We start from the raw sequence: 22,935 nt of genomic DNA, 5'->3' as shown, positions 1-22,935 counted from the left end.
ATATTGCCCGCTTCGCGTTAAATATTGCTGGCCAGTCAGACCTCTTCCGGCGTCTGGCTGGCTTCCCGCAGCGTGCCCGGCGCATGTCCAATAATGCGCTTAAATGCCCGGCTAAATGCCGCCAGAGAGCCGTACCCCAGCCGCAGCGCGACGGTTTCAATCGGCTGATTTTCGTGGCGAATGTACTGAATGGCCAGCCGCATTCTCAGCTCGCTGAGATATTTTGCCGGGGTGGTTCCCGTCGCGGCCAGAAACCGTTCGGCAAACACGGAACGTGAGGTGCCCGCTTCTTTTGCCAGGTCCGCCACGCTCCAGTTCAGGCCGGGCTGCTGGTGCATAGCGTAGATGGCCCGGCTCAGGCGCGGGTCGCGCAGAACCTGCACCCAGCCGGTGGCTTTACCACAGCCGCCTTCAACCCAGCCGCGCACGATTAACGCCGCCACCACGTCGGCCAGGCGCGCAAGGATCCCGGCGTACCCGGCCTGACGTGCCACCGATTCCCGCTCCATCGCCGCCAGCAGCGGGTGGATCTCCGGCCAGGTGGACATCAACCGGCTGACCATCATCACTTCCGGCATCGCCTTGATCAGCGGCTGCATCCCGCCCAGCTCAAAATCCATGCACCCGCTAAAGATGATGGTGTTCTCGCTTTCCGGGCAGGGCTCGCAGGTGATGGCACACACCGAGCTGCAGATGGGCTCGCTGGGAAAGGCATTGATGGGCGTAATGGTTGCCTGCTCGTCGGAGAGCAGGGCATGGGAATTACCGCCTGGAATAAACAGGGCGTCCCCGCTGCTCAGTTCGAACGTCGCGCCGCTTTCCATTCGCAACAGGGCGCTGCCGTGGCTCACAAAATGAAACTGCGCTTTACCGGGCGCCTGATGAAACGCAACGCCAAACGGCGAGCTGGCTTCAATCCGTCGGTATTTCACCCCTGAAAGGCGCATGCCGCGTAAAAGTTCGCTGATCAAATCGGGTGACTGTACGGTCATGGCGCAACTCCGGACGAATAATCAATAAGTGGAGATTATATGTCATAGATCGTCCAGGGTGAACCTTCTATGCTTTTGCGACAGTTGTCACATTTTTATAACGGGAGAAAAACAGATGAATTCATGTGTCGCGGCGAGCGAGGCGGTAGCGCCTGCAAAACCCGCCTGGCGGGCCGTCTATTCACTGGGGCTGGGGGTGTTTGGTTTGATTACGGCAGAGTTTCTGCCCGCCAGTTTGTTAACGCCGATGGCCGCGAGCCTGGGCGTGAGTGAGGGAATGGCGGGACAGGCCGTCACCGCCACCGCGCTGGTGGCGCTGGTGACCGGACTGCTGATTACCCCAGCAACCAAAAGTATCGACCGCCGCTGGGTGCTGATGTTTTTCTCGGTGCTGCAAATTATCTCCAGCCTGCTGGTGGCCTTTGCGCCGACGCTGCACGTGTTGCTGATGGGGCGTCTGCTGCTGGGGGTAGCCATCGGGGGATTCTGGGCGATGTCGACGGCGACCACGATGCGTCTGGTTCCTGCGGATAAAGTGCCGAAGGCGCTGGCGGTGATCTTCTCCAGCGTATCGATAGCCACGGTGGTCGCGGCACCGCTCGGCAGCTATCTGGGCAGCCTGATCGGCTGGCGCAACGTCTTTGTTCTCTGCATTCTGCCGAGCATGCTGGCGCTGCTGTGGCAGCTCTGGGTACTGCCGTCCATGAAGCCCGAGAGCAGCGGCAGCCTGAGTACGCTGTTCCGCGTGCTGCGTCGTCCGGGGATGATCGGCGGCATGCTGGCGACCATCCTGATCTTCAGCGGCCATTTCGCCTTCTTTACCTACCTGCGTCCGTTCCTGGAAACGGTGGGGCAGGCGAGCGTTGAGACCATTTCGCTGATCCTGCTCGGCTTTGGGCTGGCCAACTTTGTCGGCACCTCCGTTGCCGGGCATCTGCTGGCACGCAATCTGCGCCTGACGCTGGCGCTGGTGCCGTTCGCGATGGGCGTTCTCGCGCTCACGATGGTGGCGTTTGGTCATCTGGCGATGCTGGACGGGTTCCTGGTCGCGCTGTGGGGCTTTGCATTTGGTCTGGTTCCGGTGGGCTGGTCAACCTGGCTTGCTACCACCGTTCCGGATGAAGCGGAAAGTGCAGGCGGGCTGCTGGTGGCCTCAATTCAGCTGGCCATCAGTGCCGGTGCGGCAGGTGGCGGGGCGGTATTTGACCTCAACGGCGCCAGCGGCGTATTCGCGGGAAGCGGTTTCCTGCTGGTGATGGCGATGGTGATTGTGTTTATGGGTGTGAAGGTTAAGGCGGAGTGATGCATTTGCCGGGTGAGCGTTAACGCCACCCGGCACAAGACTTACAGCCCTTTCTTATCCATAAATATAGCCAAATCCACCAGGCGGTTAGAGAAGCCCCACTCGTTGTCGTACCACGCCAGGATCTTCACTATGTTCCCGCTAATCACCAGCGTCGCGCCGCCGCAGATGGAGGCAATACGCCGCGCATGGGACGCAGCAGGATGCAGCCAGTCCACCACGGCGGTGCTCTCCAGCTCATTCATGCTGCGTGGATCACCTGATGGGGCTGCGTGGTGGCGATGATGATGCGGTAACACGCCTGAGGCAGACCTTCCGGGTGCAGCCGGTTGGCTTGCATCAGAATGTCGGCTATACCGGCGGCTTCAAACAGCATACTACCGTCAGGAACGATAATCAGGATTTCTTCATGTCCTGAAAAGTAGCTTCATTACAAAATAAGTCATGAGGAAACAGTTGCGTAAACGCAATTTCTGGTTCCAGTTATTCGCTTTAAGTAAGTAAGAGGATTGTTATAGAATAGGCAGTGTTTAGAAGAGGGGGCTGTTAAGCCCCAATGACAGACTATGCTACCGTATCAAGGATCTCCCTTAAGAAATCAGAGAAGTTATCAAACGAACCAAATATCTTTTCTGTACCTACATTGTCTCTAATTTGATACACATTTTCCTTGAGATCATATGTGAAAAAAGAAATGCTATCCTGACCAATAACAACGCGTTCAGATAAATCAGTATTAACAAAGATGTCATTATTTCTAAAGTTATCGTTGTAAAGGAAAATATTATTGACAGGTACATTATTTTCTTCAAGCTGAAGTGCAAAACTATAAAGTATTACTCCATCGAACTCAAAGCCATCCATTTTATTCAAAAAATAAAAATAATCCGGTTGCTTTTTCAAAAAAGACAAAATGTCATTATTTATATCCTCAAGAACAGGCGGTAAATCAGTGCTTGAAGAATTAGCTTTGGTCATTGATTCCAAAAAATTAGTGCTAACTGGCGGATAGATTCTATATCCATAATCTTCCATGAGTTTAGAAAGTTCATTCACCATCATGTCTATAACATTTTCCATAATATCACCCTCACTTTGGATAAATTGTACCTTGAGGTTTAACCCATGGGACTATTCTACTTTCACCGACAATCATGTCTCTTGTCATATTAAATTGATAATTAGTCAATGCTTGGTGATATGGAACATTTTTCATTAGTATTAAGTTATGAAAAGTATTTGTGCCGCTATCATCTAAAGGTAGCTTATGATGTACTTGCCATCCATCTGGATTTCTACCGATACTCATCCGTTCAAGCATTTCGGGGGGGGAATTTATTCATTGCCTCAGGGGTATTAGATAGATCTTTAAGAAAAGACTTCTTTACCGTGCCATTGAACTCCTTTCTTAATATTGCAGTTTCTTCTGCCGTTCTTTTAACATAATTAATTTGGGTTACTTCAACATTCTGTAGTAATACAGAATCCCCTCGAACTTTTCCTACAAATTTAGTTATATCTTGAACATCACCAAGCTTAATAGGTCGTTTAGATAACAGAATTGATGCCACTGCAATAGCTGTACCTGCTGTTTGTTCATTCAATACTTGATCATAGCCCTGTACAGCTTCACTACCTAATTGTTCTGCTGTTTTCCTGAGTCCTTCAATGTTTCCATTATAAATCCCGCCAGCGGCTAATAAACAACCTGCTGCTTTGCTATTGATGGTTTTAGCTGATTGAGCATGTTGTATAGGGGCGTTTGAATAATGAGTTTTTTGTGTAGGTGCTGGTTTTCTGCCCGGATGATCATTTAAACACTTTTCGTATGCTTCCCTAACTTCCATTTCAAACCATGAATGCCAATGTTCCATAAAGCAATCATAAACAAGATCACCGTTTTCATCAAAATAAAATGGATGCTTAAAATAATCCCATTGTTCAGATTCATCTATTCCAATAAACCAGCCAATGTCTATATTATGCTGCGTATGATCATAGGCACCGTCGTACATACCATTACATTTACGATCATACTTAGCTGAAAAGGGGTTGATAAATCCATTGTTTCTATTTGGCATTTGCTGGAGGCTAAAATAAGAATAGTTGTCAGAATCAAGATCGTAGTAAATTCTTGTTCTTTCAAAAGCGACTTCTGGGCTCAGTATGTATTGAAAATCTTCGGGGTTAAGCTCTCTTGCTGCATCCCATATCATTATCAATCTGAAATCGTGCATGTAGGTCCCTCACAATATAAAAGGTTTATGTTACCACTAAATATTACATAATTAATAATTTATGCAGCGAATAGTTCTTGAAAATTCATTCATTGGATTGATGTGAAACGCAAGCTATAAGTAATGATAAAAGAATTCAATATAATGGAAGAGCATAAAAAAACAATAACGGAAAAGATGATTATCTACTTCTAAATTTCTCCGAGCATGGAGCTGCAAAAGTGTAGCGCTATTCGGCACAGTTATTTAAATATTCTATGACACTATCCTTTACCCCCGCGGTGGCGCGATCAAGCCTCAACGCGGGTTCTTTATTGGAACCTGTTTTTTCTAAAATTGATTTGCTGTAATACATAGCATATCCCTGTGGTATCCTGGGCTTGTCATGGTTTTTGTCACCGCCTAAAGACAGTGACCGTACCCGCACTTTTAAAAAAGTAAAATAAAGAAGAACCACTAATTTATTATCTAAGTAAATCGGTGCTGTTATATAATTGACACGATGAATTTAAAGACGTTGAATAGAATTAAAATTATATTGAATTATATATTCTGCGAGGGGTGGGGAGATATTACTTAATGAAGACAAAATTTGTAGGCCGGGTAAGCGCAAGCGCCACCCGGCATCACGGTAAAACTTACAGCCCTTTCTTATCCATAAATACCGCCAAATCCACCAGGCGGTTAGAGAAGCCCCACTCGTTGTCGTACCACGCCAGGATCTTCACCATGTTCCCGCCAATCACCAGCGTGGAAAGCCCGTCGATAATCGAGGAGCGCGGGTCGCCCTGGTAATCGCTGGAGACCAGAGGTTCATCGCTATAGCCCAGAATACCTTTCAGGGGCCCGCTGGCGGCCGCGTTGCGGAACGCCTCGTTCACCTCTTCGGCGGTTACGTTACGGCTCAGCGTGACCGTTAAATCCACAATCGACACCACCGGCACCGGCACGCGCAGGGAGTACCCGGTCAGTTTGCCGTCCAGAGAGGGGATCACTTTCCCCAGCGCTTTCGCCGCGCCGCTGGAATAAGGCACAATCGACAGCGCCGCCGCGCGCGCGCCGCGCAGATCTTTCTCCGGCTGGTCATGCAGCGCCTGGCTGTTGGTGTAGGCATGAGTGGTATTCATCAGGCCATGCTCAATCCCGAACTGCTGATGCAGCACCTGAGCGGCCGGCGCCAGACCGTTCGTGGTGCAACTCCCGTTACTCACCACCGCGTGTCGGGCGGGATCGTACTGCTCATGGTTAACCCCCATCACAATCGTCAGGTCGTCGTTCTTCCCGGGGGCGGAAATGATGACGCGCTTAGCGCCGCCGTGGGTGATATGCACCGCCGCTTTTTCCCGTTCGGTAAAGAAGCCGGTGGCCTCAATCACCACGTCAACGCCGACGTCGCGCCACGGGATATTCGCCGGATCGCGTTCGCTAAATACGGCGATCCGCTGCCCGTCTACCTGCAGCGCGCCGTCTGCCGCTTCAACGGGTGCGGGCAGCTTGCCCAGAAGGGAGTCATGCTTCAGCAGGTGGGCGAGGGTTTTACTGTCCGTCAGATCGTTAATGGCCACAATCTGCAGATCCGGGTTACCCAGCGCCGCGCGCAGGAAATTACGTCCGATACGGCCGAAACCGTTAATACCGACCTTAACCATGGTGCACTCCTTATCTTTCGTTGTCTGGAGCCACTGTAGGCGTCAGGGAGAATGGCGTAAACGACAAAAAAGGATCAGATTACGCCATCTTGCGGCAGTGGAATCGCTGGCGGTACTCGCCGGGCGTGAGGTGAAGCTGTTTCTCGAACACGCGTCGCAAATTAATACTGGTGCCAAACCCGCTTTGCTCGGCAATGCGCTCAAGGGAATCGCTGGTCTGCTCAAGCAGCTGGCGAGCGGCGGCCAGACGCGCTTCGGTCACGTAGCGGGCAGGGGAGACGCCAGTTTCACGGGTAAACACGCGGGTAAAATTACGCGGGCTCATCGCCGCTTTCTCGGCCAGATTTTCCACGCACAGGTCGGCGGTGAGGTTCTGCAGGATCCAGGCTTGCAGCTCGCTTAACGGACCGGATGTGCCGGGCTGCTGCAGGCTGTAACGGCTGAACTGAAGCTGACCGCCGGGACGGCGCAGATACATCACCATATCCTGCGCCACGTCGCGGGAGAGGGTAAATCCGTAGTCGTCTTCCACCAGTGCCAGTGTCAGATCGAACCCGGAGCTCACGCCGCCGGAGGTCCAGATGGGGCCATCCTGAATATACAGCGGACCGCTTTCGACGCGGATAGCCGGATACTGGGTTTGCATCGTCTCCAGCAGCCGCCAGTGGGTGGTCGCACGGCGACCGTCCAGCAAGCCGGTCTGGGCCAGCAGCATCGCGCCGCCGCAGATAGAGGCTACCCGGCGGGCATGCGGCGCAGCGAGGTGCAGCCAGTCAACCACCGCCGTGCTCTCCTGCTCGTTCATGCCGCGTCCGGTGATTATAATGGTGTCCAGCGGTTCACGCGGATCCAGCTCCGGCAGGCGATAGTCCGCCAGCAGATTCAGGCCGGACTGGCCGTGGATCACCTGGTGAGGCTGCGTGGTGGCGATGATAATCCGGTAGCGCGGCTGCGCAAGCCCTTCCGGATGCAGCCGGTTGGCCTGCATCAGAATGTCGGCGATACCGGCGGCTTCAAACAGCATGCCGCCGTCGGGAACAATAATCAGGATCTTCTTCATGTCCTGAAAAGTACCTTTATCACAGAATAAGTCAAGCGGCGCGTGCGTCCCACGTTTCTGGCAAAGCAATGCGATTTAAGTTCTTTGTTATTTCAGGCGTTATCCCCGATCGTCAGAGAATTATCTCTGGCGAAACGGCGTCTGAAGGGATGAGTCAACGAAGCACCCTCTATTTACATCCGCAACAACGCGAACACATCCGCCATCTTGCATCGGGTTTTTTATGGCGAAGCGAATTGCCCACGTGGCTGTTGATTATCACTATTTATGCCGGCTGGTTTGCCACGCTGGCGTTCTGGCAAACGCTCGGCCTGCTGCCCGCCACGCTGCTGCTGATCGGGTTCACCGCCTGGTACATGTCCCTGCAGCATGAGCTTATCCACGGGCACCCCACGCGTTTTGCCTGGCTTAACCAGCTGTTTGGCACGCTCCCGCTGGCGGTCTGGTATCCGTATGGCCTGTACCGGGACTCCCATCTTGCCCATCATCGCCACCATAGCCTGACACATCCGGTAGATGACCCGGAGTCGTACTATTTTACCGACGAGAGCTGGGCGCGATTTTCGCCGTGGCAGAAACGCGCGATCCGCGCCCGGAATACCTTCGCCGGGCGGCTGATGCTGGCGCCGCTACTGGATATCCTGCAGACGCTGGGCAGCGCCGCGGCGGCGTTTCGTCACCTTCACCTGCGGGCAATGGCGATGTGGCTGGTTCACGCTTTGCTGCTGGTGGCACTCTTCGCCTGGATGACGCATGCCGGTTTTTCACCTATCTGGTTCGTGCTGGCGGTCAGCTATCCGGCGCTGGCGCTGACCAAGATCCGATCGTTTTTCGAACATCGGGCGGCGGACGATCCGCTGGCGCGCTCCGTTATTAATGAGGCGGGGCTGTTCTGGCGGGGGCTGTTTTTGAATCTCAACTACCATTCAGTACATCATGATTTGCCGGGCGTTCCCTGGTACGGGCTGAAGGCGATCTACGAGCAAAACCGGGAGGCGTACCAGCAGCGAAACCACGGTTTTCTCGTCAGGGGCTACGGTGAATGGCTGCGTCAGTTCTGGGTCAGGCCCGTTGACGTCACCGTTCACCCCACAAAACGACAGGGAGAAGGGTATGAGTAAGCTGCTCGCATTTCCCATGTATGCCGTGGATCGCGCCGACACGCGCGCGCTCTGGCTGGCGGTAAAGGGGCTGCTGGCCGCGCGCGGCGTGTTCGTCGATCGCGATCCCGGCTGGCCGGAGTCCGATCTGCTGACCCACTGGCAGCAGCCTGCGCTTATCCTTAGCCAGACATGCGGTTATCCGCTGGTCACGCAGCTCCCGGACGTGCAGGTGGTCGGCTGTTTTCACTACACGGCACCGGGCTGCGAAGGGAGCCAGTACCGCAGCTTTCTGGCGGTGCGCGAGGAGGATCGGCACCTCACGCTGGCGGATTTTCGCGGACGTCGCGTGGTCTGTAATTCACCGGACTCGCAGTCCGGCTACAATGCGCTGCGAAAAAAAGTGGCTCCCCTGTTGAGTGGCGGTCCATTTTTCGCGCAAACGTCCTTTAGCGGCAGCCATCGCCAGTCGCTGATTGATGTGAAACGCGGTGCAGGGGATATCGCAGCCATCGACTGCGTGACCTGGGCACTGCTGCAGCGCCATGAGCCTGAACGGCTTGCGGGGCTGGCGGTCATTGACCGTACCCCGCTGACGCCGGGACTGCCGCTGATTACCTCGCATAACACCTCACCCGAAACGCTTAACGCCATTCGCGATGCGCTCCGCGCGCTGGTCAGTTCACCGGAACATCGGGAGATTTGCGACGCGGTGCTGATCGACGGTTTTAGCGTGGTGACGCGCGAGGCCTACGCTTCATTGTCCGCGTGATAAATCTCCTGCGCGTCGGTAAAACAGCGCAGCGCCAGCGAGGAGACGGGCTTTTGCCTGCGCATAATCAGTCCGACGGGCGCTTCAATGTTCGCGTCGGCGATGGGGACAATCCTGAAATTGCCGTTCAGTGCCTCCAGCCCGTTGTTCAGCGGCATGACGGCGCAGCACACGCCGCTCTGAACGGCCTGAATGATCTGGAACGTGGAGTCGCTCTCGAAAACGGAAGTCGGTTGGATGCCGGCCGCGTTAAAACTGGCCTCCATATGCGCCCGGTAGTGCATCCCCTTGGTCAGGAACCCCAGCGGAAAATCCGTCAGTTCGTGCCAGGTCAGCGTTGCCTGGCCGAGCTGGAAGTGGCGGACGTCGTGCAGCAGGCCCATCTTCGTGGTTGGCAGCTGAATAATGTCAAACAGGCTGGTGTCGATGCTGTTGAGGTAGCAAATTCCCAGCTCAAGCTGGTTGCGGCCGACGCCGTCGGCAATCTGCGCTGAGGACATGGAATAGAGGCTATAGGTCAGCTCCGGGTATTTTTGCGTCAGCAGGCGAATAAAAATCATCGGATCCACGCTCGCCAGCGGCACCATCCCCAGACGTAATTCGCCCACCACCTGGCCTTTGCACAGCGCGGCTTCCGCCTGCAGCCCGTCGTGCGCGGCCAGCAGGGCGCGGGCCCACGCGAGGATGCGTTCACCCTCCGGCGTAAACCCTTCAAAGCGCTGTCCGCGGACAATCAGCACCAGCCCCAGCTCCTCTTCCAGGCTGCGGATGCGCATGGAGAGGGTCGGCTGGGTAACGTTGCACTGCGAGGCCGCTTTACTAAAGTGCCGGGTCTCGTCGAGTGCGATTAAATATTTTAACTGTTTAATATCCATCATATTCTCTGCGCGAGCAGCCTTACAGCATGCGGATCTCTTTTGAGCGCAGGGTGATGCGAACCGGAACGGATTTATACGACGGCGTTCCGCTGTCCTTGTCCAGATAGTCGAGCGGTACCAGCACGTTGGCCTCCGGGTAATAGGCGCCGACGGTGCCCGGCGCGATGTTGTACGCCACCACGGTGATATCTTCCAGACGCTGAACGCTGCCGGGGAGGGCGGTTTCGATATCCACGCGGTCGCCGTGTTCCAGGCCTGACTGCGCCATATCGTCTTCGTTCATAAACAGCACGTCGCGGCGGCCGAACACGCCGCGGTAGCGGTCATCCAGGGCGTAAATGGTGGTGTTGTACTGGTCGTGGCTGCGCAGGGTGATCAGGCGCAGAACGTGCTCACCTTCGCCGCTGGCGTTCTCGTGAACACCGTCGAACACCGAGAACATCGCTTTCCCCGTCGCCGTTGGCCAGATACGCTGCGTTGGCGGCAGCGGCATGCGGAAGCCGCCGGGAACGCGGATCCGCGCGTTGTAGTTCTCAAAGCCCGGAATGGTCTGCTCGATCAGATCGCGGATACGGTCGTAATCCTCAACCAGCGTCAGCCAGTCCACGCGGGTTTCCGGCAGCGTGGCTTTCGCCATGCCGGCGACGATAGCCGGTTCCGAGAGGAGTAACGGCGAGGCGGGCTTCAGCTTGCCGGATGAGGCATGCACCATCGACATGGAGTCTTCGACGGTAATGGACTGACGGCCGGTGGCCTGGAGATCCAGCTCCGTACGGCCGAGGCACGGAAAAATAAAGGTCTCTTTGCCCACCAGCAGATGGGTACGGTTGAGCTTGGTCCCGACGTGCACGCTCAAATCCAGGTTACCCATCGCCGGAAAACCCCGCTCGTGATCGGGCATCGCGACGGCAAAATTACCGCCGAGGCAGATGAGCGCTTTCGCACGACCGTCGATCATCGCCTGCGTGGCCTGCACCGCATCGTGTCCGTGGTGAGACGGCGGCTCAAAGCCGAATACGTCCTTCAGACGGTTCAGGAAGGCCGGCGTGGGTTTCTCGCTAATGCCGACGGTACGGTTCCCCTGCACGTTTGAGTGGCCGCGCAGGGGACATATTCCCGCGCCGGGCTTGCCGATATTCCCGCGCAGCAGCAGAAGGTCAGCAATCAGGCGGACGTTCGCCGTGCCTTTATTGTGCTGGGTAATGCCCATCCCGTAGGTAATGATGGTGGCATTTGATTTCGCATAGGCGTCGGCCACCTTCCCGAGCGCCGCCCGGTTCAGGCCCGACTCGCGCTCGATCTCGTCCCAGCGGGTTTGCGCGATATCGGCGGCGAAGTCCTCAATGCCCTGGGTGTGTTCGGCAATAAACGCGCGATCGAGCACGTCACCGCGTTCGGCCTCCATTTCCAGCAGGTGTTTAGCAATGCCTTTCAGCGCGGCGGCATCGCCCCCGGCCTTCACCTGGAAATAGGTCGAGGCGATATCCGTTGAGCCGTAGGTCGCCATTTCAATCACGCTTTGCGGGTCGGCGAAGCGTTCGAGGGCGCGCTCGCGCAGCGGGTTAAAGACGATAATCGGCACGTTGCGGCGGGCCAGCTCATGGAGAGTACCCATCATTCGCGGATGGTTGGTGCCTGGGTTGTGGCCGATGGAGATCACCAGCTCGGTCTTATCAAAGTCGTCCAGCGAGACGGTGCCCTTACCGATGCCAATCGAGCGGGGCAAACCGACGCTGGTGGCCTCGTGACACATATTGGAGCAGTCGGGGAAGTTATTGGTACCGTATTCGCGAGCGAACAGCTGGAACAGATACGCCGCTTCGTTAGAGGCGCGTCCGGAGGTATAAAACTCGACCTGGTCCGGTTCGAGCCCGCGCAATACTTCGCCGATGCGTCGAAATGCCTCGTCCCAGTCGACGGGGCGGAAGGTATCGCTTGCCTGGTCATAGCGCAGAGGATGCGTGAGTCGACCGTAGCCTTCCAGCTCAAAGTCTGATTTTGCCAGCAGCGAGGAGACGCTGTTTTCTGCCAGAAACGCGGGGGTAACGCGTTTGCTGGTCGCTTCCCAGGTTACCGCTTTGGCGCCGTTCTCGCAGAACTGGAACGTTGATTTGTGTTCTTTATCGGGCCACGCGCAGCCCGGGCAGTCAAAACCGTCAGGCTGGTTTGTGCGCAGCAGCGTCGCGGGGGCATCAAAGGTATCCATCTGGGTACGTACCGCGATGGCCGTGGCTTTTAACGCGCCCCAGCCTCCGGCAGGACCATCATAGTGTCTGATACCGGGCACTGCGCGTCTTTTACTGTTCATACCAACTCCTGATTCGTTCGGTCTTACGGCGCCTGAGCCAATAAATCCCTGAAGAAAACAATAAGCGAAAGCAATGACGGCCGGAGGGAGGCACCCATACGGCATAGCAAAATGCCTTATCTTAAATTGTTTTTATTACAGTGATTTATGATCTATGACGGGTAAATATTTAAAGAAATTATAACGAAATTTTATCATTTTAATAATAAATCTTATCTATCACACGGTAGGTGGGGTAGATGGTGGCAAGCACAGAAGGATGTAGCACCCGTTAAACTTCGAATGAAGCTTACGAGCGGCGAAAAAGACAATATCCGCGCCTGGCAGGCGGTCTGGCGCATTGGGCAACGCAAGAGTGACAGGAATGTTTACTCAGGCTTAATGATTAATGGATGTAATTTATGTCCTGGAAGGTAATTATCACAACGTGAAATATAAAGTTATTTTGTGGCGTGAAATTAACGCCGGGCTGCGTAAGTGAAATATTCCCATTTTGACTATTCATTGCGACGACTATTAAAGATAACCTGTTAGTGCAACAAATAATTCATCGTTGATATATTCTGCTGACCTCACCAATACGCGAATTCTACTAATTATGGTAGTGGCGATAATAGCGTTATTGCGTTAATGAAAGTGGTTCTCTTTTATGTTTTGTCCTTTTAAAACAGCGTGTTATACCTTGTTAGGGTGGGGAAATAAGAAGGTGTAGGCCGTGTCGGTTTTTTTTCATCAGATTAATCCTATAATTTTCCGAATGCTTCATTTACCATCAGTTGCGCAGCGGTAAATATTGAATTGATACGAAGCTCATGTAAACTTGTTTACCGTTTGTCAAAATATGTCAGGAAGACGCTGGGCCTTATTCTGAAGGGCTCGTGCGGTAGCTATGCCCTTAAAATAGTAACGCCCCGAAAATATCCTGGCTATTTTAACAATAGCACTTAAGTCAAACTTCACTCCCTTATCTTCATCATCGAAATATCGCTACGGAAAAGCATATGAAAATGCGCGTACTGTTTTCACTTCTGTTTGTAATGGCGGTGGCGGGCTGTAAAGCGCCGCAGAAACCTGTGATCAACGACGATACGATCGAGACCAGCCAGGTCAACGGCGTAACCTTGACCCACCGTCACGCCGTTACGCCGCCGGCGGAGTTCAACCCGGTCAACGAGCCGTATCGTGCCATGTATCCGGCCTCCCTGATGAGCCGTCCTGACTTCGGCGGCAAAGTTATCCGTAATCTCGACACCGGGAAAACGTACGTGGTGCTGGGTCAGGTTGAACACTACTGGATGGCGCTTGCCGATGAAGGTAACGATCAGCTGATTGGTTACGTCCCGATGCGCGCCGTGATCAAGGCCGACCAGTATGACGCCGCCGTGCGTAAACAGGCCATTCGTCCGAAGGCGCGTAAAAAAGCGACCTGTGTCGATGTCGATGGCAACAGCAAAGCCTGCAAAGACAGCGCTAACGGTACCTGGATCCTGAACTAAACGGCTTTCATGAGCGCATTTTTATGAATCATAAAAATTTTCATAAGCTGTGGTTATTCTTTTACGCGGTGGTTTTCGCCCTCGTCAGTGGTTGTACGTCGTCTTCACACAGCGACCCCTCCCGCTACAATCTGCAGTTTCAAGCTCATCCACAAATCAATGAATCTGCGCCGCTTAAGGTTCGGGTGCTGCTGCTGAAATCCGATGCGGATTTCATGTCCAGCGACTTCTACTCCCTGCAGAACAACGCGTCAGCCACGCTTGGCGCGAATCTGCTGAACAGCGACGTGTTCTTCCTGATGCCGGGACAGCTGTCCAAAACCCTCAGTGGGCAAAGCTCTCCGGAGGCCCGCTACATCGGTGTGATGGCGGAGTATCAGGTGCTGGATGGCAAAAAATGGCGCGTTTCACTCCCTCTGCCCGTGCCTGGCGAAAATCATATCTACCAGTTCTGGAAAGGGTCCGCAGATGAACTTCAGGCCAACGTTTTTCTCGACGTGAACGGCATTCGGGTCATCAGCCAGTAACGCGCTTTAACACAGGAAACACATCATCATGACGAAAGCAGAAAAGGTCGTCTGGACCGAAGGCATGTTCCTGCGTCCACACCATTTTCAGCGGACTGAAAGCTATCTGCTCAACCATGTTCGTGAATGGGGCGCGCTACAGCGATCGTATCTCTGGGGCTTTCTTGACGTTGAACTGGATGAAGCGATGCTTCGTCAGGGATGCATTGCCCTGAGCTACTGCAGCGGCTTGCTGCCGGACGGCACCTTTTTCCAGGTGCGTAACGGGCGCAACGGTCCTGCACCGCTGAAAATTCCTGACAATCTCACCAACGAAAAGGTGGTGCTCGCACTGCCGGTCCGTCGTGGCGAGAGAGAAGAGGTGATTTTTAGCGAAGAGCCGGCCTCGCTGGCGCGCTTCATCGCTTTCGAGCAAGAGGTGGAAGATGACAACGCCATGTCGGTGGGGGATGCCACCGTCCAGTTTGGCCGTCTGCGTCTGACCCTGATGCTGGAAAAAGACCTCACGGCAGAATGGACCGCTATCGGCGTGGCGTTTGTGACGGAGAAACGTAACGACAACCACGTGCGGCTCGACAACAGCTACATCCCGCCGATGCTCAACGCCAACAACAGCCCGCAGATCTACAGCATGATCAACGATCTGCACGGTCTGCTGGTGCAGCGCAGCCAGCAGATTGGCGGCCGTTTGCGCCAGCCCGGCCGCTTTAACACCTCCGAACTGATTGAGTTCACGCTGCTGTCGCTGGTTAACCGTCATCTGGGCGAGGTGTCTCATTTAAAAACCCTCCCGCTGCTGCATCCGGAAACGCTCTGGCGCAGCTGGCTGCCGTTTGCCACCGAGCTCGCCACCTGGACGTCGCAGCGTAACGCTGAGAGCGTGCTGCCGATTTACGATCATGACGATCTGGCAAACTGCTTTAGCAAGCTGATGCTGATGCTGCGCCAGGGGCTGTCGCTGGTGATGGAAGACCACGCGATCCAGCTGCCGCTTAACGAACGCTCTCACGGCCTGAACATCGCCACGGTGCCTGAAACCAGCATGGTACGTGAGTTCGGCTTCGTGCTGGCGGTCAAAGCCAATGTGCCAGGCGAACATCTGCAAACCCATTTCCCGGCGCAGATGAAGGTCGCGCCGGTCTCGAAAATCCGCGATCTGGTTCAGCTTCAGCTGCCGGGCATTATGCTGCGCGCCATGCCCGTTGCGCCGCCGCAGATCCCGTGGCATGCCGGCTACAGCTACTTTGAACTGGAGAAGGGCAGCGAGCTCTGGCACGAGATGGATAAGTCCGGCGCATTCGCCCTGCATCTTGCAGGGGAGTTCCCGGGGCTGGATATGGAGTTTTGGGCCATCCGTAGCCCGACAGAATAATAAAGCGAGCGCTTAATATGCAGGAACGACAGGACACCGGCAGCGATGCCGGGTTTACCGGAGCCAGTAGTAACAATCAGCTGGTGGCGGCCGCCAATCCGCTGCTCAACGCGATTCCGCAGATCCGTCATTCGGTCTCCCATGACGATCAGGTGGCGTTACGCCAGCGCCTGATCGATGAGATTCGCCGTTTCGAAGTCCGCTGCCAGCAGGCGGGGCTGCCTTACGAAGTGATCGTCGGGGCGCGTTACTGCCTGTGTACGGCGCTCGATGAGGCCGCCGCGCTCACCCCCTGGGGCAGCAGCGGCGTCTGGTCAAGCAACGGTCTGCTGGTGACGTTCCACAACGAAACCTGGGGCGGCGAGAAGTTCTTCCAGCTGCTGGCGCGCCTGTCGCAGAACCCGCGCGAGCACATTCTGCTGCTGGAGATGATCAACTACTGCCTGCTGCTGGGCTTCGAAGGACGCTATCGGGTGCTGGATAATGGCCGCACCCAGCTTGAAACCATCAAGCAGCGCCTGTGGCAGATGATCCGCGGGGTGCGCGGCAGCTATCCGCCACCGCTTTCTCCCCATCCGGAAGATCGTCCGGTGCTGCGCAAGCTCTGGCGGCCGATGGTTCCCCTGTGGGCCTGCGTGGCGCTGGCCGGGTTTATCGCCTGTCTGTTTTATATCGTACTTAACTGGCGTCTTGGCGATAACACCAGCCCGGTGCTGGCGAAGATTTATCAGTCCCAGCTGCCGGAAACCACTATTCAGCAACCGGCCCGTCAGCTACCGGCGGTGCTGAACCTGCGCGGCTTCCTGAAGCCTGAAATCGAGGCTGGCCTGGTCGCGGTTAAAGACGAAGCGGATCGCAGCGTCGTTATCCTGAAGGGCGACGGGCTGTTTGCCTCTGCCTCTACCGTCGTGCGCGACCGCTATGAACCGGTCATCAACCGCATTGCGCAGGCGATGAATAACGTCAGCGGCAAAATTCTGGTGGTGGGCTACAGCGACAACGTGCCAATTCGCAGCGCGCGCTTTGCCTCTAACTATGAACTCTCTCTGGAACGCGCCCGCTCGGTACAGAAAATGCTGCAGGGAAGCCTCTCTCAGCCTGGCCGCGTGAAAGCGGAAGGGCGGGGCGAGATTAACCCGGTGGCACCGAACACGACGCCTGAAAATCGCGCCCGTAACCGCCGTGTGGAAATTACTCTGCTGGTGTCGCCTGAAAACACTCAGGCCGAGCTGAACGGATTGCCGCAAGGAAACTAAGGAATGCTGACTACACTTCTTTCCATTTTGACCAACCGCATTCTGTGGAGCTTCCTCGGCGTAACGGCGCTTGCGGCGGTGATCTGGATGATTGGTCCCCTGTTGTCCATCGTGGACACCCGACCGCTTGAGTCTGAACAGAACCGTATTATCAGCATCGCCGTGGTCTATCTGCTCTGGGCACAGGGCCACATTCTGCCGCGCCTGTACAATGCCTGGCTGAACCGCAAGCTGATGGACAAGCTCAAAGAGAATACCGCCAGCCCGGAAGCCGCGGATCCGCAGAAGCGGCTGAACAGCGAGGAGCAGATCCTCGCCAGCCGCTTTGATGAAGCCGCGCAGATGCTTAAAAAAGCGCACTTCAGCAAAGCGGGTCAGGGCGCCCAGTGGACGCAGCGCTTCAGCACGCAATATCTCTATCAGCTGCCGTGGTACGTCATTATCGGCGCGCCGGGCTCCGGTAAAACCACGGCGCTGGTTAACTCCGGGCTGCAGTTCCCGCTGGCCGATCGCTTCGGTAAAACCGCGCTGCGGGGCATCGGCGGCACGCGCAACTGCGACTGGTGGTTCACCAATGAGGCGGTGCTGCTGGACACGGCGGGCCGCTATACCACCCAGGAGAGCGAGCAGGTGCAGGACGCCGGCGAATGGCTGGAGTTCATGGGGTTACTGCGTAAGTATCGCCGCCGCCAGCCGATCAACGGCGTTATCATCACCATCAGCATTTCTGACCTGCTCACCCAGTCCGCCGAGGCGTCCCGCCAGCAGGCGGTGAACCTGCGCCAGCGTCTGTCCGAGCTGCATGAACAGCTGGGTATCCGCTTCCCGGTGTACGTGATGGTGACCAAGGCCGACCTGCTTAAAGGCTTCCGCGCCTGGTTTGCCGACTACGATAAAGCGCAGCGCGAGCAGATCTGGGGCTTTACGCTGCCGTGGGAGCAAACAAAACATGCCGATTACGACCTGATGGGCAACTTCCAGCAGGAGTTTTCTCTGCTCCAGCAGCGCCTCGATGCCGGGCTGCCGGAAACCATGCTGAAAGAGCACGACGCGAAAACCCGCGCGGAAGCGTATCTTTTCCCGCAGGAGTTCGCCGCGCTGCGTCCGCTGCTGGCGGACTACCTGAGCACGGTCTTCGCCCGCTCTAACTTCGAAACCGAATTCTCTCCGCGCGGGATCTACTTCGCCAGCGGGACGCAGGAAGGCATGCCGTTCGACCGCGTAATGGGCGAACTGAACCGCGCGCTGTCGCTGCCGGAAGGGGGAGAGGCGGATAACTGGGATTCGGTCAGCAAAGAAGCGCCTATTCCGGGCGCTAAAGGTCAGAGTTTCTTCATTAAGAACCTGCTGCAAAACGTCATCTTCCAGGAAGCCGGGATCGCGGGTGAAAACCGCTGGTGGGAACTGCGCAACCGGGCGGTGATCTGGTCCGGCTACGCGGCGCTGCTGGCCCTGCTGGCGATCCTCGGCGGGCTGTGGTTGACCAGCTATGCCAAAAACAAGGCCTATCTGGAAGAGGTGGATGCGAAGGTGCCGCTGATCGACCAGCAGAGCAAGGCGTTGCAGAACCAGACCCAGCGTGACCTGTTCGATCTGCTGCCGCTGCTGAACGGTCTGGTTGACCTGCCGAAAAGCGACGCGTTTGATGTGAACGATCCGCCCGTAACCCGCCGTATGGGGCTCTATCGCGGGGATGACGTCAGCGATGCCTCGCAGTCGCTGTACCAGAAAGCGCTGGATCAGATGCTGCTGCCTGCCGTCGCCATGCACATTACCACCTGGCTTCGTAACGACAACGGTAGCGATGTGGAATACAGCTATGAAGCGCTGAAAGCCTATCAGATGCTGTATCAGCCGAAGCACTACGACGGTAAATTCCTGCATTCGTGGGTGATGCTCAACCTGCAGCGCAACCTGCCGCAGAACGTCACGAAGGCGCAGCTGGAGCAGCTTGAATGGCACCTGACGCAGCTTCTGGAGCCGAAAATTCAGGCCTCGCCGTATGCCCAGGATGAATCGCTGGTTGCCCGCGAAAGAGCGTTGATCGGCCAGCAGCCGCTCTCCACGCGCGTGTACGGTCGTCTCAAGCGCCTGCTGGAACATGATGACAACCTGAAGCCGGTCTCCCTTTCCGACCTGGGCGGACCGCAGAGCGAGCTGGTGTTTTCCCGCAAAAGCGGCAAGCCGGTGAGCGAAGGCGTGCCGGGGCTGTATACCCCGGACGGTTACTGGAAAAGCTTTAACGGCCAGATTGACAGCGTAACCACCGCCCTGCACGAGGACGACGCCTGGGTGCTGGGGGCAGCTACGGCGCAGGAGGATAAACAGCAGATCGATAACGCCGTGCGCCAGCTCTACATGCGCGACTTTATCGCTAACTGGGATCGCTTCCTCGCCGACATTCAGCTCAATAACAGCGCCGATCTTTCCCAGCGCATCAACACCGCCCGCCTGCTCTCCGGCGCAAACTCGCCGCTGCGCCGTCTGGTGCAGAACCTGAGCCAGGTCCTGACGCTGTCACGCAATACGCCAGCCCCGGAAGATGCGGATAAAGCGCAGGCGCAGAGCAACCGAGCCACCCGTACGCTGGAAGCGCTGTTCAGCAACAATGACGCTGCCCCGTCTCAGGCCGCCGTGGTCACCCAGGCGCCGGAGCAGCTGGTTACCGACCACTACGCGCCGATGATTGAGCTGGCGCAGCCGCTGGAGAAGGGCGGAAAGACCATCGTGTTTGATGATTTTCTCAAGCAGGTGGATGAGCTCTATCGCTACCTGACCGCCGTCCAGGACGCCGCCAACAGCGGCATGCCGGCACCGGGCGGCGAGGCGATCAGCCGTCTGCAGGCCAGCGCCGGTCGTCTGCCGGGCGGTCTGCAAACCATGTTCAGCAATATGGCGGTGGGCGCCAGCAGCGATACCCAGCGCCGTGACCTGGAAAACGTGCGTAAGCGGATTAACGTTGAGGTGGGCGGTTTCTGCCGTCAGGCGATTGCCGGTCGCTACCCGCTGGTGCGCAGCGCCAGCACCGAGGTCACCCCCGACGATCTCGCGCGTATGTTTGCGCCGGGGACCGGGCTGATGGACGCTTTCTTCCGCGACAATCTGACCAATAAAGTGGATACCACGCAGGCAAACTGGCGCTTTATGCCGGGCATCGACGGTAAAACGCTGCCGGGAAGTGAAGGACTGCTGAGACCGTTCCAGCAGGCCCAGTCGATTCGCGACGCCTTCTTTGCTAATGGCGCAACCACGCCGTCCTTCAAGGTGACGGTACGCACCGTGCGGATGGATAACACCATTCTGAACCTGACGCTGGACGTTGACGGCCAGATACTGCGCTACAGCCACGGTCCGCAGGCCGTACAGATCATGAACTGGCCGGGGCCGGGCGGCACCAACCAGGTACGCATGCAGCTGGGGCTGGCTAACGGCAGCACGGCGACGCTGGTCACCAACGGCGCCTGGGCGCTCAACCGCTTCTTCGATAAAGCGAGCACCAGCCCGGGCGCGGGGAGCCTGAGCCGTCAGGCCACCTTCAGCGTTGACGGACATCAGGTCACGCTGGAGTTTGCGCCGAACAGCATTCGTAACCCGTTCCAGCTTCCCCGTTTCTCATGCCCATAACCGCAAGGACAGCCGTATGACGAATACCCCTGCGATGAACCGCTACAGCTGGTATGGCAAATTACCCAGCGCCGGAGATTTTTTGCAGCGTCGCTTTCCTGACACTTTACAGCGCCAGTGGTCACACTGGTTCCAGGTTGGTCTGCTGGCCTGGCAGCAGGAAGAGCAGCGCAGCGGCGAGCGCCAGTTTCACAAAGCGCCAGTGTGGAATTTTGTGGTACCGCCGATGCTGGGCAGCCAGATGATCCAGATGGGCTGTCTGCTGCCTGGCCGCGACAGCGTTGGCCGACAATACCCGGTTTGCCTTCAGCTGAGCTTCACCCCGTCAGAGTGGTCGACCAGCCTGCTCAGCCAGGCCGAAAGCTGGTATCAGCAGATTGGGCGTCTGGGGCTGCACGCGGTGCGCAACAGTTTTTCCGCCTCGCAGCTCGATGAGATGCTGATGACCATTCCGGCGCCGCAGCCCGTCGAGCCGCAAAAGCGTTCCGACATCCTTGATGTAATTGGCTATGACGAGGATGGCCAGAGCACGCTGGGCTGGCCTCAGGCGGCGGAGTGTTTTGATCCGCTGCGTCAGACCAGCTACTGGTGGACCAACCGCTGCGACGGCTACCCGCTGTACACCCACGTGCACAGCGGTAACTTTACCGGGCAGCTTTTCACCCTGCTGTTCGACCCGGCAGGGGGCGCCCGTCCGGGGCGTCACGGTCTCTATCCGCCCATGTTTGATTAAGCAGGGATCTCATGAATATCGAAGAATTTCTTGCGCCAATAAGCCCCGAAAAACCCTGCGGCGAAAACCTGGAGTACGACGCCGACTTCCAGATCATGAATCAGGCCAGTCAGGGGAAAGCGGAACAGCAGTTTGGCGACACCATTATCCCGGCAGAGCCCGCTGACTGGAACACGGTAGAAAAATACGCCACCAGCCTGCTGACCCGCACCAAAGACCTTCGCGTACTGCTGGCGTTAACCCATGCCTGGACGCGCCGCCGCGGGCTTGCGGGCTACGCGGACGGATTATTGCTGGTTCAGGAGGCGATCGCCCGTTACTGGGAGCCGCTCTATCCGCTGCTGGAAGAGTATGGCGAAACCGACCCGTTCTATCGCATTAACGCTCTGGCAGGGCTGAGCGATAAATCTGACCTCACCGTCGCCGTGCGAAACGCCTCGCTTCTGCGTTCAAACGGCGATGAAATTTCGCTCCGGGATGCCCAGGCCCTGCTGGACGGCAGCAAGACGGAATGTCCGGACTATCCCGGCGGCCGTCCTCGGCTGATTGACGAGCTGGCCCGCGGCGACCAGCCGGGAACCGCAGCGGTTATCGTCATCAACGAACGTCTGCTGGCGATTCGCGAACTGCTCACCGGGCATCTCGGTGAAAGCGGCGTGCCCGAGATGGAACAGCTGCTGAAAACCGTGGGGCTGGTGGCCAGCGCCTGTCAGGTGACCGACATCAGCAAGCTGCTGCCGAACCGCGAGGCGCAGGCAGAACCACAGGCCGAGCAGCAGTCGGCGGCAGCGCAGCCCGTTCAGCCGGTCACCGACTGGCGCAGCGTGCAGGTCACCAGCCGCGCCGACGCGCAGCTGATGCTGGAAAAAGCGAAGCAGTATTTTGCGCAGTACGAACCGAGCCACCCCGCACCGCTGATGATTGAACGGGTGCAGCGGCTGTCAGAACTTAACTTTATGGACATTATTCGCGACCTGGCGCCAGACGGCGTTAACCAACTGGAAAACATCTTTGGGCGCCGCGAATAACGCGTCCAGGCATTATGACGACAGGCATGGAGCCTGCCGTTTCACCTTCACCGCGCATCTTTGATGGAGAACATCATGGCAATGAGTAACAGTGGGCAGAAATTCATCGCACGTAACCGTGCCCCCCGCGTGCAGATCGAGTACGACGTAGAGATCTACGGTGCAGAACGCAAGATTCAGCTGCCGTTTGTGATGGGCGTCATGGCCGATCTGGTCGGCAAACCGGTTGAAAACCTGCCGGCCGTCGACGAGCGTAAATTCCTCGAAATCGACATCGACAACTTTGACGAACGCATGAAGGCGCTGAAGCCGCGCGTGGCGTTCCAGGTGGATAACACCCTGACCGGCGAAGGTAAGCTCAACGTCGATCTGACCTTCGACAGCATGGACGACTTCCTGCCGGATGCGGTGGCCCGCAAGGTTGAGCCGCTGAACAAGCTGCTGGAGGCGCGTACCCAGCTTTCCAACCTGCTGACCTATATGGACGGCAAAAACGGTGCGGAAGAGCTGATCGCTAAAATTCTGCAGGATCCGACGCTGCTCAAATCCCTGAGCCAGTTGCCGAAAAATGACGAAAGTGCGAAAGGTAGCGAGGAATAA

18 protein-coding genes and 1 pseudogene are annotated in these 22,935 nt (G+C 56.6%); 11 read left to right on the top strand and 8 right to left on the bottom strand.

The window, feature by feature from the left end:
• Positions 1 to 35: 35 nt before the first annotated feature.
• Positions 36 to 992: an AraC family transcriptional regulator gene (locus N037_RS16700; protein ID WP_032642312.1), complete on the bottom strand. Its 957-nt coding sequence runs from the start codon at positions 990 to 992 to the stop codon at positions 36 to 38.
• 115 nt (positions 993 to 1,107) lie between these two features.
• Here N037_RS16700 and N037_RS16695 point away from each other — a divergent pair, with 115 nt between their 5' ends.
• The gene (locus N037_RS16695) at positions 1,108 to 2,295 is read left to right on the top strand and encodes an MFS transporter (RefSeq protein WP_023336046.1); all 1,188 of its coding nucleotides are present in this window, start codon (positions 1,108 to 1,110) and stop codon (positions 2,293 to 2,295) included.
• A gap of 146 nt (positions 2,296 to 2,441) precedes the next feature.
• Here N037_RS16695 and N037_RS25425 read toward each other — a convergent pair.
• From N037_RS25425 to N037_RS16670, 5 genes and pseudogenes are all read right to left on the bottom strand, one after another.
• Positions 2,442 to 2,671: pseudogene (locus N037_RS25425) on the bottom strand (GlxA family transcriptional regulator); the annotation flags it as partial.
• A gap of 188 nt (positions 2,672 to 2,859) precedes the next feature.
• Positions 2,860 to 3,375 carry a YrhA family protein gene (locus N037_RS24225; RefSeq protein ID WP_156369739.1) on the bottom strand — a complete coding sequence of 172 codons (516 nt, stop codon included), beginning with the start codon at positions 3,373 to 3,375 and terminating at the stop codon, positions 2,860 to 2,862.
• Between the two features lie 233 nt (positions 3,376 to 3,608).
• Positions 3,609 to 4,532 (bottom strand): HNH endonuclease, encoded by a 924-nt coding sequence (locus tag N037_RS24930; RefSeq protein ID WP_156369738.1) that lies wholly within the window; start codon positions 4,530 to 4,532, stop codon positions 3,609 to 3,611.
• A 638-nt stretch (positions 4,533 to 5,170) separates the two neighbouring features.
• Complete coding sequence (gene gap / locus N037_RS16675) at positions 5,171 to 6,181, bottom strand: type I glyceraldehyde-3-phosphate dehydrogenase (protein ID WP_032642305.1); 1,011 nt, start codon at positions 6,179 to 6,181, stop codon at positions 5,171 to 5,173.
• Between the two features lie 79 nt (positions 6,182 to 6,260).
• Positions 6,261 to 7,241, bottom strand: coding sequence for a GlxA family transcriptional regulator (locus tag N037_RS16670; RefSeq protein WP_032642303.1), 981 nt, complete (start codon positions 7,239 to 7,241; stop codon positions 6,261 to 6,263).
• Positions 7,242 to 7,390: 149 nt separating this feature from the next.
• Here N037_RS16670 and N037_RS16665 point away from each other — a divergent pair, with 149 nt between their 5' ends.
• The gene (locus tag N037_RS16665) at positions 7,391 to 8,362 is read left to right on the top strand and encodes a fatty acid desaturase (RefSeq protein ID WP_032642442.1); all 972 of its coding nucleotides are present in this window, start codon (positions 7,391 to 7,393) and stop codon (positions 8,360 to 8,362) included.
• The gene (locus tag N037_RS16660) at positions 8,355 to 9,113 is read left to right on the top strand and encodes a phosphate/phosphite/phosphonate ABC transporter substrate-binding protein (protein ID WP_032642301.1); all 759 of its coding nucleotides are present in this window, start codon (positions 8,355 to 8,357) and stop codon (positions 9,111 to 9,113) included. The genes N037_RS16665 and N037_RS16660 overlap by 8 nt, the downstream gene beginning before the upstream one ends.
• Here the strand turns inward: N037_RS16660 and N037_RS16655 are convergent.
• Together N037_RS16655 and N037_RS16650 are read right to left on the bottom strand one after the other, a co-directional pair.
• Positions 9,092 to 9,988 carry a LysR family transcriptional regulator gene (locus tag N037_RS16655; RefSeq protein WP_032642440.1) on the bottom strand — a complete coding sequence of 299 codons (897 nt, stop codon included), beginning with the start codon at positions 9,986 to 9,988 and terminating at the stop codon, positions 9,092 to 9,094. The two genes, N037_RS16660 and N037_RS16655, sit on opposite strands and share 22 nt — an antisense overlap.
• A gap of 22 nt (positions 9,989 to 10,010) precedes the next feature.
• Positions 10,011 to 12,299: an FdhF/YdeP family oxidoreductase gene (locus tag N037_RS16650; RefSeq protein ID WP_032642299.1), complete on the bottom strand. Its 2,289-nt coding sequence runs from the start codon at positions 12,297 to 12,299 to the stop codon at positions 10,011 to 10,013.
• Positions 12,300 to 13,300: 1,001 nt separating this feature from the next.
• On the opposite strand from N037_RS16650, the gene N037_RS16645 reads away from it, so the two are divergent.
• The 8 genes from N037_RS16645 to tssB all read left to right on the top strand — a co-directional run bounded on the left by N037_RS16645 (position 13,301) and on the right by tssB (position 22,935).
• Entirely contained in the window at positions 13,301 to 13,795 is a 495-nt protein-coding gene (locus N037_RS16645; protein WP_023336035.1) for a hypothetical protein, read from the top strand.
• A 23-nt stretch (positions 13,796 to 13,818) separates the two neighbouring features.
• Complete coding sequence (gene tssJ / locus N037_RS16640; protein ID WP_023336034.1) at positions 13,819 to 14,322, top strand: type VI secretion system lipoprotein TssJ; 504 nt, start codon at positions 13,819 to 13,821, stop codon at positions 14,320 to 14,322.
• Between the two features lie 28 nt (positions 14,323 to 14,350).
• Complete coding sequence (gene tssK, locus N037_RS16635) at positions 14,351 to 15,694, top strand: type VI secretion system baseplate subunit TssK (protein WP_023336033.1); 1,344 nt, start codon at positions 14,351 to 14,353, stop codon at positions 15,692 to 15,694.
• Between the two features lie 17 nt (positions 15,695 to 15,711).
• The gene (locus N037_RS16630; protein ID WP_023336032.1) at positions 15,712 to 16,950 is read left to right on the top strand and encodes a DotU family type VI secretion system protein; all 1,239 of its coding nucleotides are present in this window, start codon (positions 15,712 to 15,714) and stop codon (positions 16,948 to 16,950) included.
• Between the two features lie 3 nt (positions 16,951 to 16,953).
• Complete coding sequence (gene tssM, locus N037_RS16625; protein WP_032642297.1) at positions 16,954 to 20,574, top strand: type VI secretion system membrane subunit TssM; 3,621 nt, start codon at positions 16,954 to 16,956, stop codon at positions 20,572 to 20,574.
• Between the two features lie 16 nt (positions 20,575 to 20,590).
• Positions 20,591 to 21,307, top strand: a complete 717-nt coding sequence (tagF, locus tag N037_RS16620) for a type VI secretion system-associated protein TagF (protein ID WP_032642295.1) — start codon at positions 20,591 to 20,593, stop codon at positions 21,305 to 21,307.
• A gap of 11 nt (positions 21,308 to 21,318) precedes the next feature.
• Complete coding sequence (tssA, locus tag N037_RS16615; protein WP_023336029.1) at positions 21,319 to 22,335, top strand: type VI secretion system protein TssA; 1,017 nt, start codon at positions 21,319 to 21,321, stop codon at positions 22,333 to 22,335.
• Positions 22,336 to 22,410: 75 nt separating this feature from the next.
• Entirely contained in the window at positions 22,411 to 22,935 is a 525-nt protein-coding gene (gene tssB / locus N037_RS16610) for a type VI secretion system contractile sheath small subunit (protein ID WP_008502644.1), read from the top strand.

Source organism: Enterobacter sp. EGD-HP1, assembly GCF_000733275.2.
GTDB lineage: Bacteria > Pseudomonadota > Gammaproteobacteria > Enterobacterales > Enterobacteriaceae > Enterobacter.
This window is presented reverse-complemented; position numbering and strand designations above follow the sequence as displayed.

Excerpts from the sequence above, each read along its gene's own strand:
- N037_RS24930 (WP_156369738.1), bottom strand. The coding sequence starts at position 4,532 with ATGCACGATTTCAGATTGATAATGATATGGGATGCAGCAAGAGAGCTT.
- N037_RS16665 (WP_032642442.1), top strand. The coding sequence starts at position 7,391 with ATGAGTCAACGAAGCACCCTCTATTTACATCCGCAACAACGCGAACAC.
- gap (WP_032642305.1), bottom strand. The coding sequence starts at position 6,181 with ATGGTTAAGGTCGGTATTAACGGTTTCGGCCGTATCGGACGTAATTTC.
- N037_RS16695 (WP_023336046.1), top strand. The coding sequence starts at position 1,108 with ATGAATTCATGTGTCGCGGCGAGCGAGGCGGTAGCGCCTGCAAAACCC.
- N037_RS16645 (WP_023336035.1), top strand. The coding sequence starts at position 13,301 with ATGAAAATGCGCGTACTGTTTTCACTTCTGTTTGTAATGGCGGTGGCG.
- tagF (WP_032642295.1), top strand. The coding sequence starts at position 20,591 with ATGACGAATACCCCTGCGATGAACCGCTACAGCTGGTATGGCAAATTA.
- tssB (WP_008502644.1), top strand. The coding sequence starts at position 22,411 with ATGGCAATGAGTAACAGTGGGCAGAAATTCATCGCACGTAACCGTGCC.
- tssA (WP_023336029.1), top strand. The coding sequence starts at position 21,319 with ATGAATATCGAAGAATTTCTTGCGCCAATAAGCCCCGAAAAACCCTGC.
- N037_RS16660 (WP_032642301.1), top strand. The coding sequence starts at position 8,355 with ATGAGTAAGCTGCTCGCATTTCCCATGTATGCCGTGGATCGCGCCGAC.
- tssM (WP_032642297.1), top strand. The coding sequence starts at position 16,954 with ATGCTGACTACACTTCTTTCCATTTTGACCAACCGCATTCTGTGGAGC.
- N037_RS16630 (WP_023336032.1), top strand. The coding sequence starts at position 15,712 with ATGCAGGAACGACAGGACACCGGCAGCGATGCCGGGTTTACCGGAGCC.
- tssJ (WP_023336034.1), top strand. The coding sequence starts at position 13,819 with ATGAATCATAAAAATTTTCATAAGCTGTGGTTATTCTTTTACGCGGTG.
- N037_RS24225 (WP_156369739.1), bottom strand. The coding sequence starts at position 3,375 with ATGGAAAATGTTATAGACATGATGGTGAATGAACTTTCTAAACTCATG.
- N037_RS16700 (WP_032642312.1), bottom strand. The coding sequence starts at position 992 with ATGACCGTACAGTCACCCGATTTGATCAGCGAACTTTTACGCGGCATG.
- N037_RS16655 (WP_032642440.1), bottom strand. The coding sequence starts at position 9,988 with ATGGATATTAAACAGTTAAAATATTTAATCGCACTCGACGAGACCCGG.
- N037_RS16670 (WP_032642303.1), bottom strand. The coding sequence starts at position 7,241 with ATGAAGAAGATCCTGATTATTGTTCCCGACGGCGGCATGCTGTTTGAA.
- tssK (WP_023336033.1), top strand. The coding sequence starts at position 14,351 with ATGACGAAAGCAGAAAAGGTCGTCTGGACCGAAGGCATGTTCCTGCGT.
- N037_RS16650 (WP_032642299.1), bottom strand. The coding sequence starts at position 12,299 with ATGAACAGTAAAAGACGCGCAGTGCCCGGTATCAGACACTATGATGGT.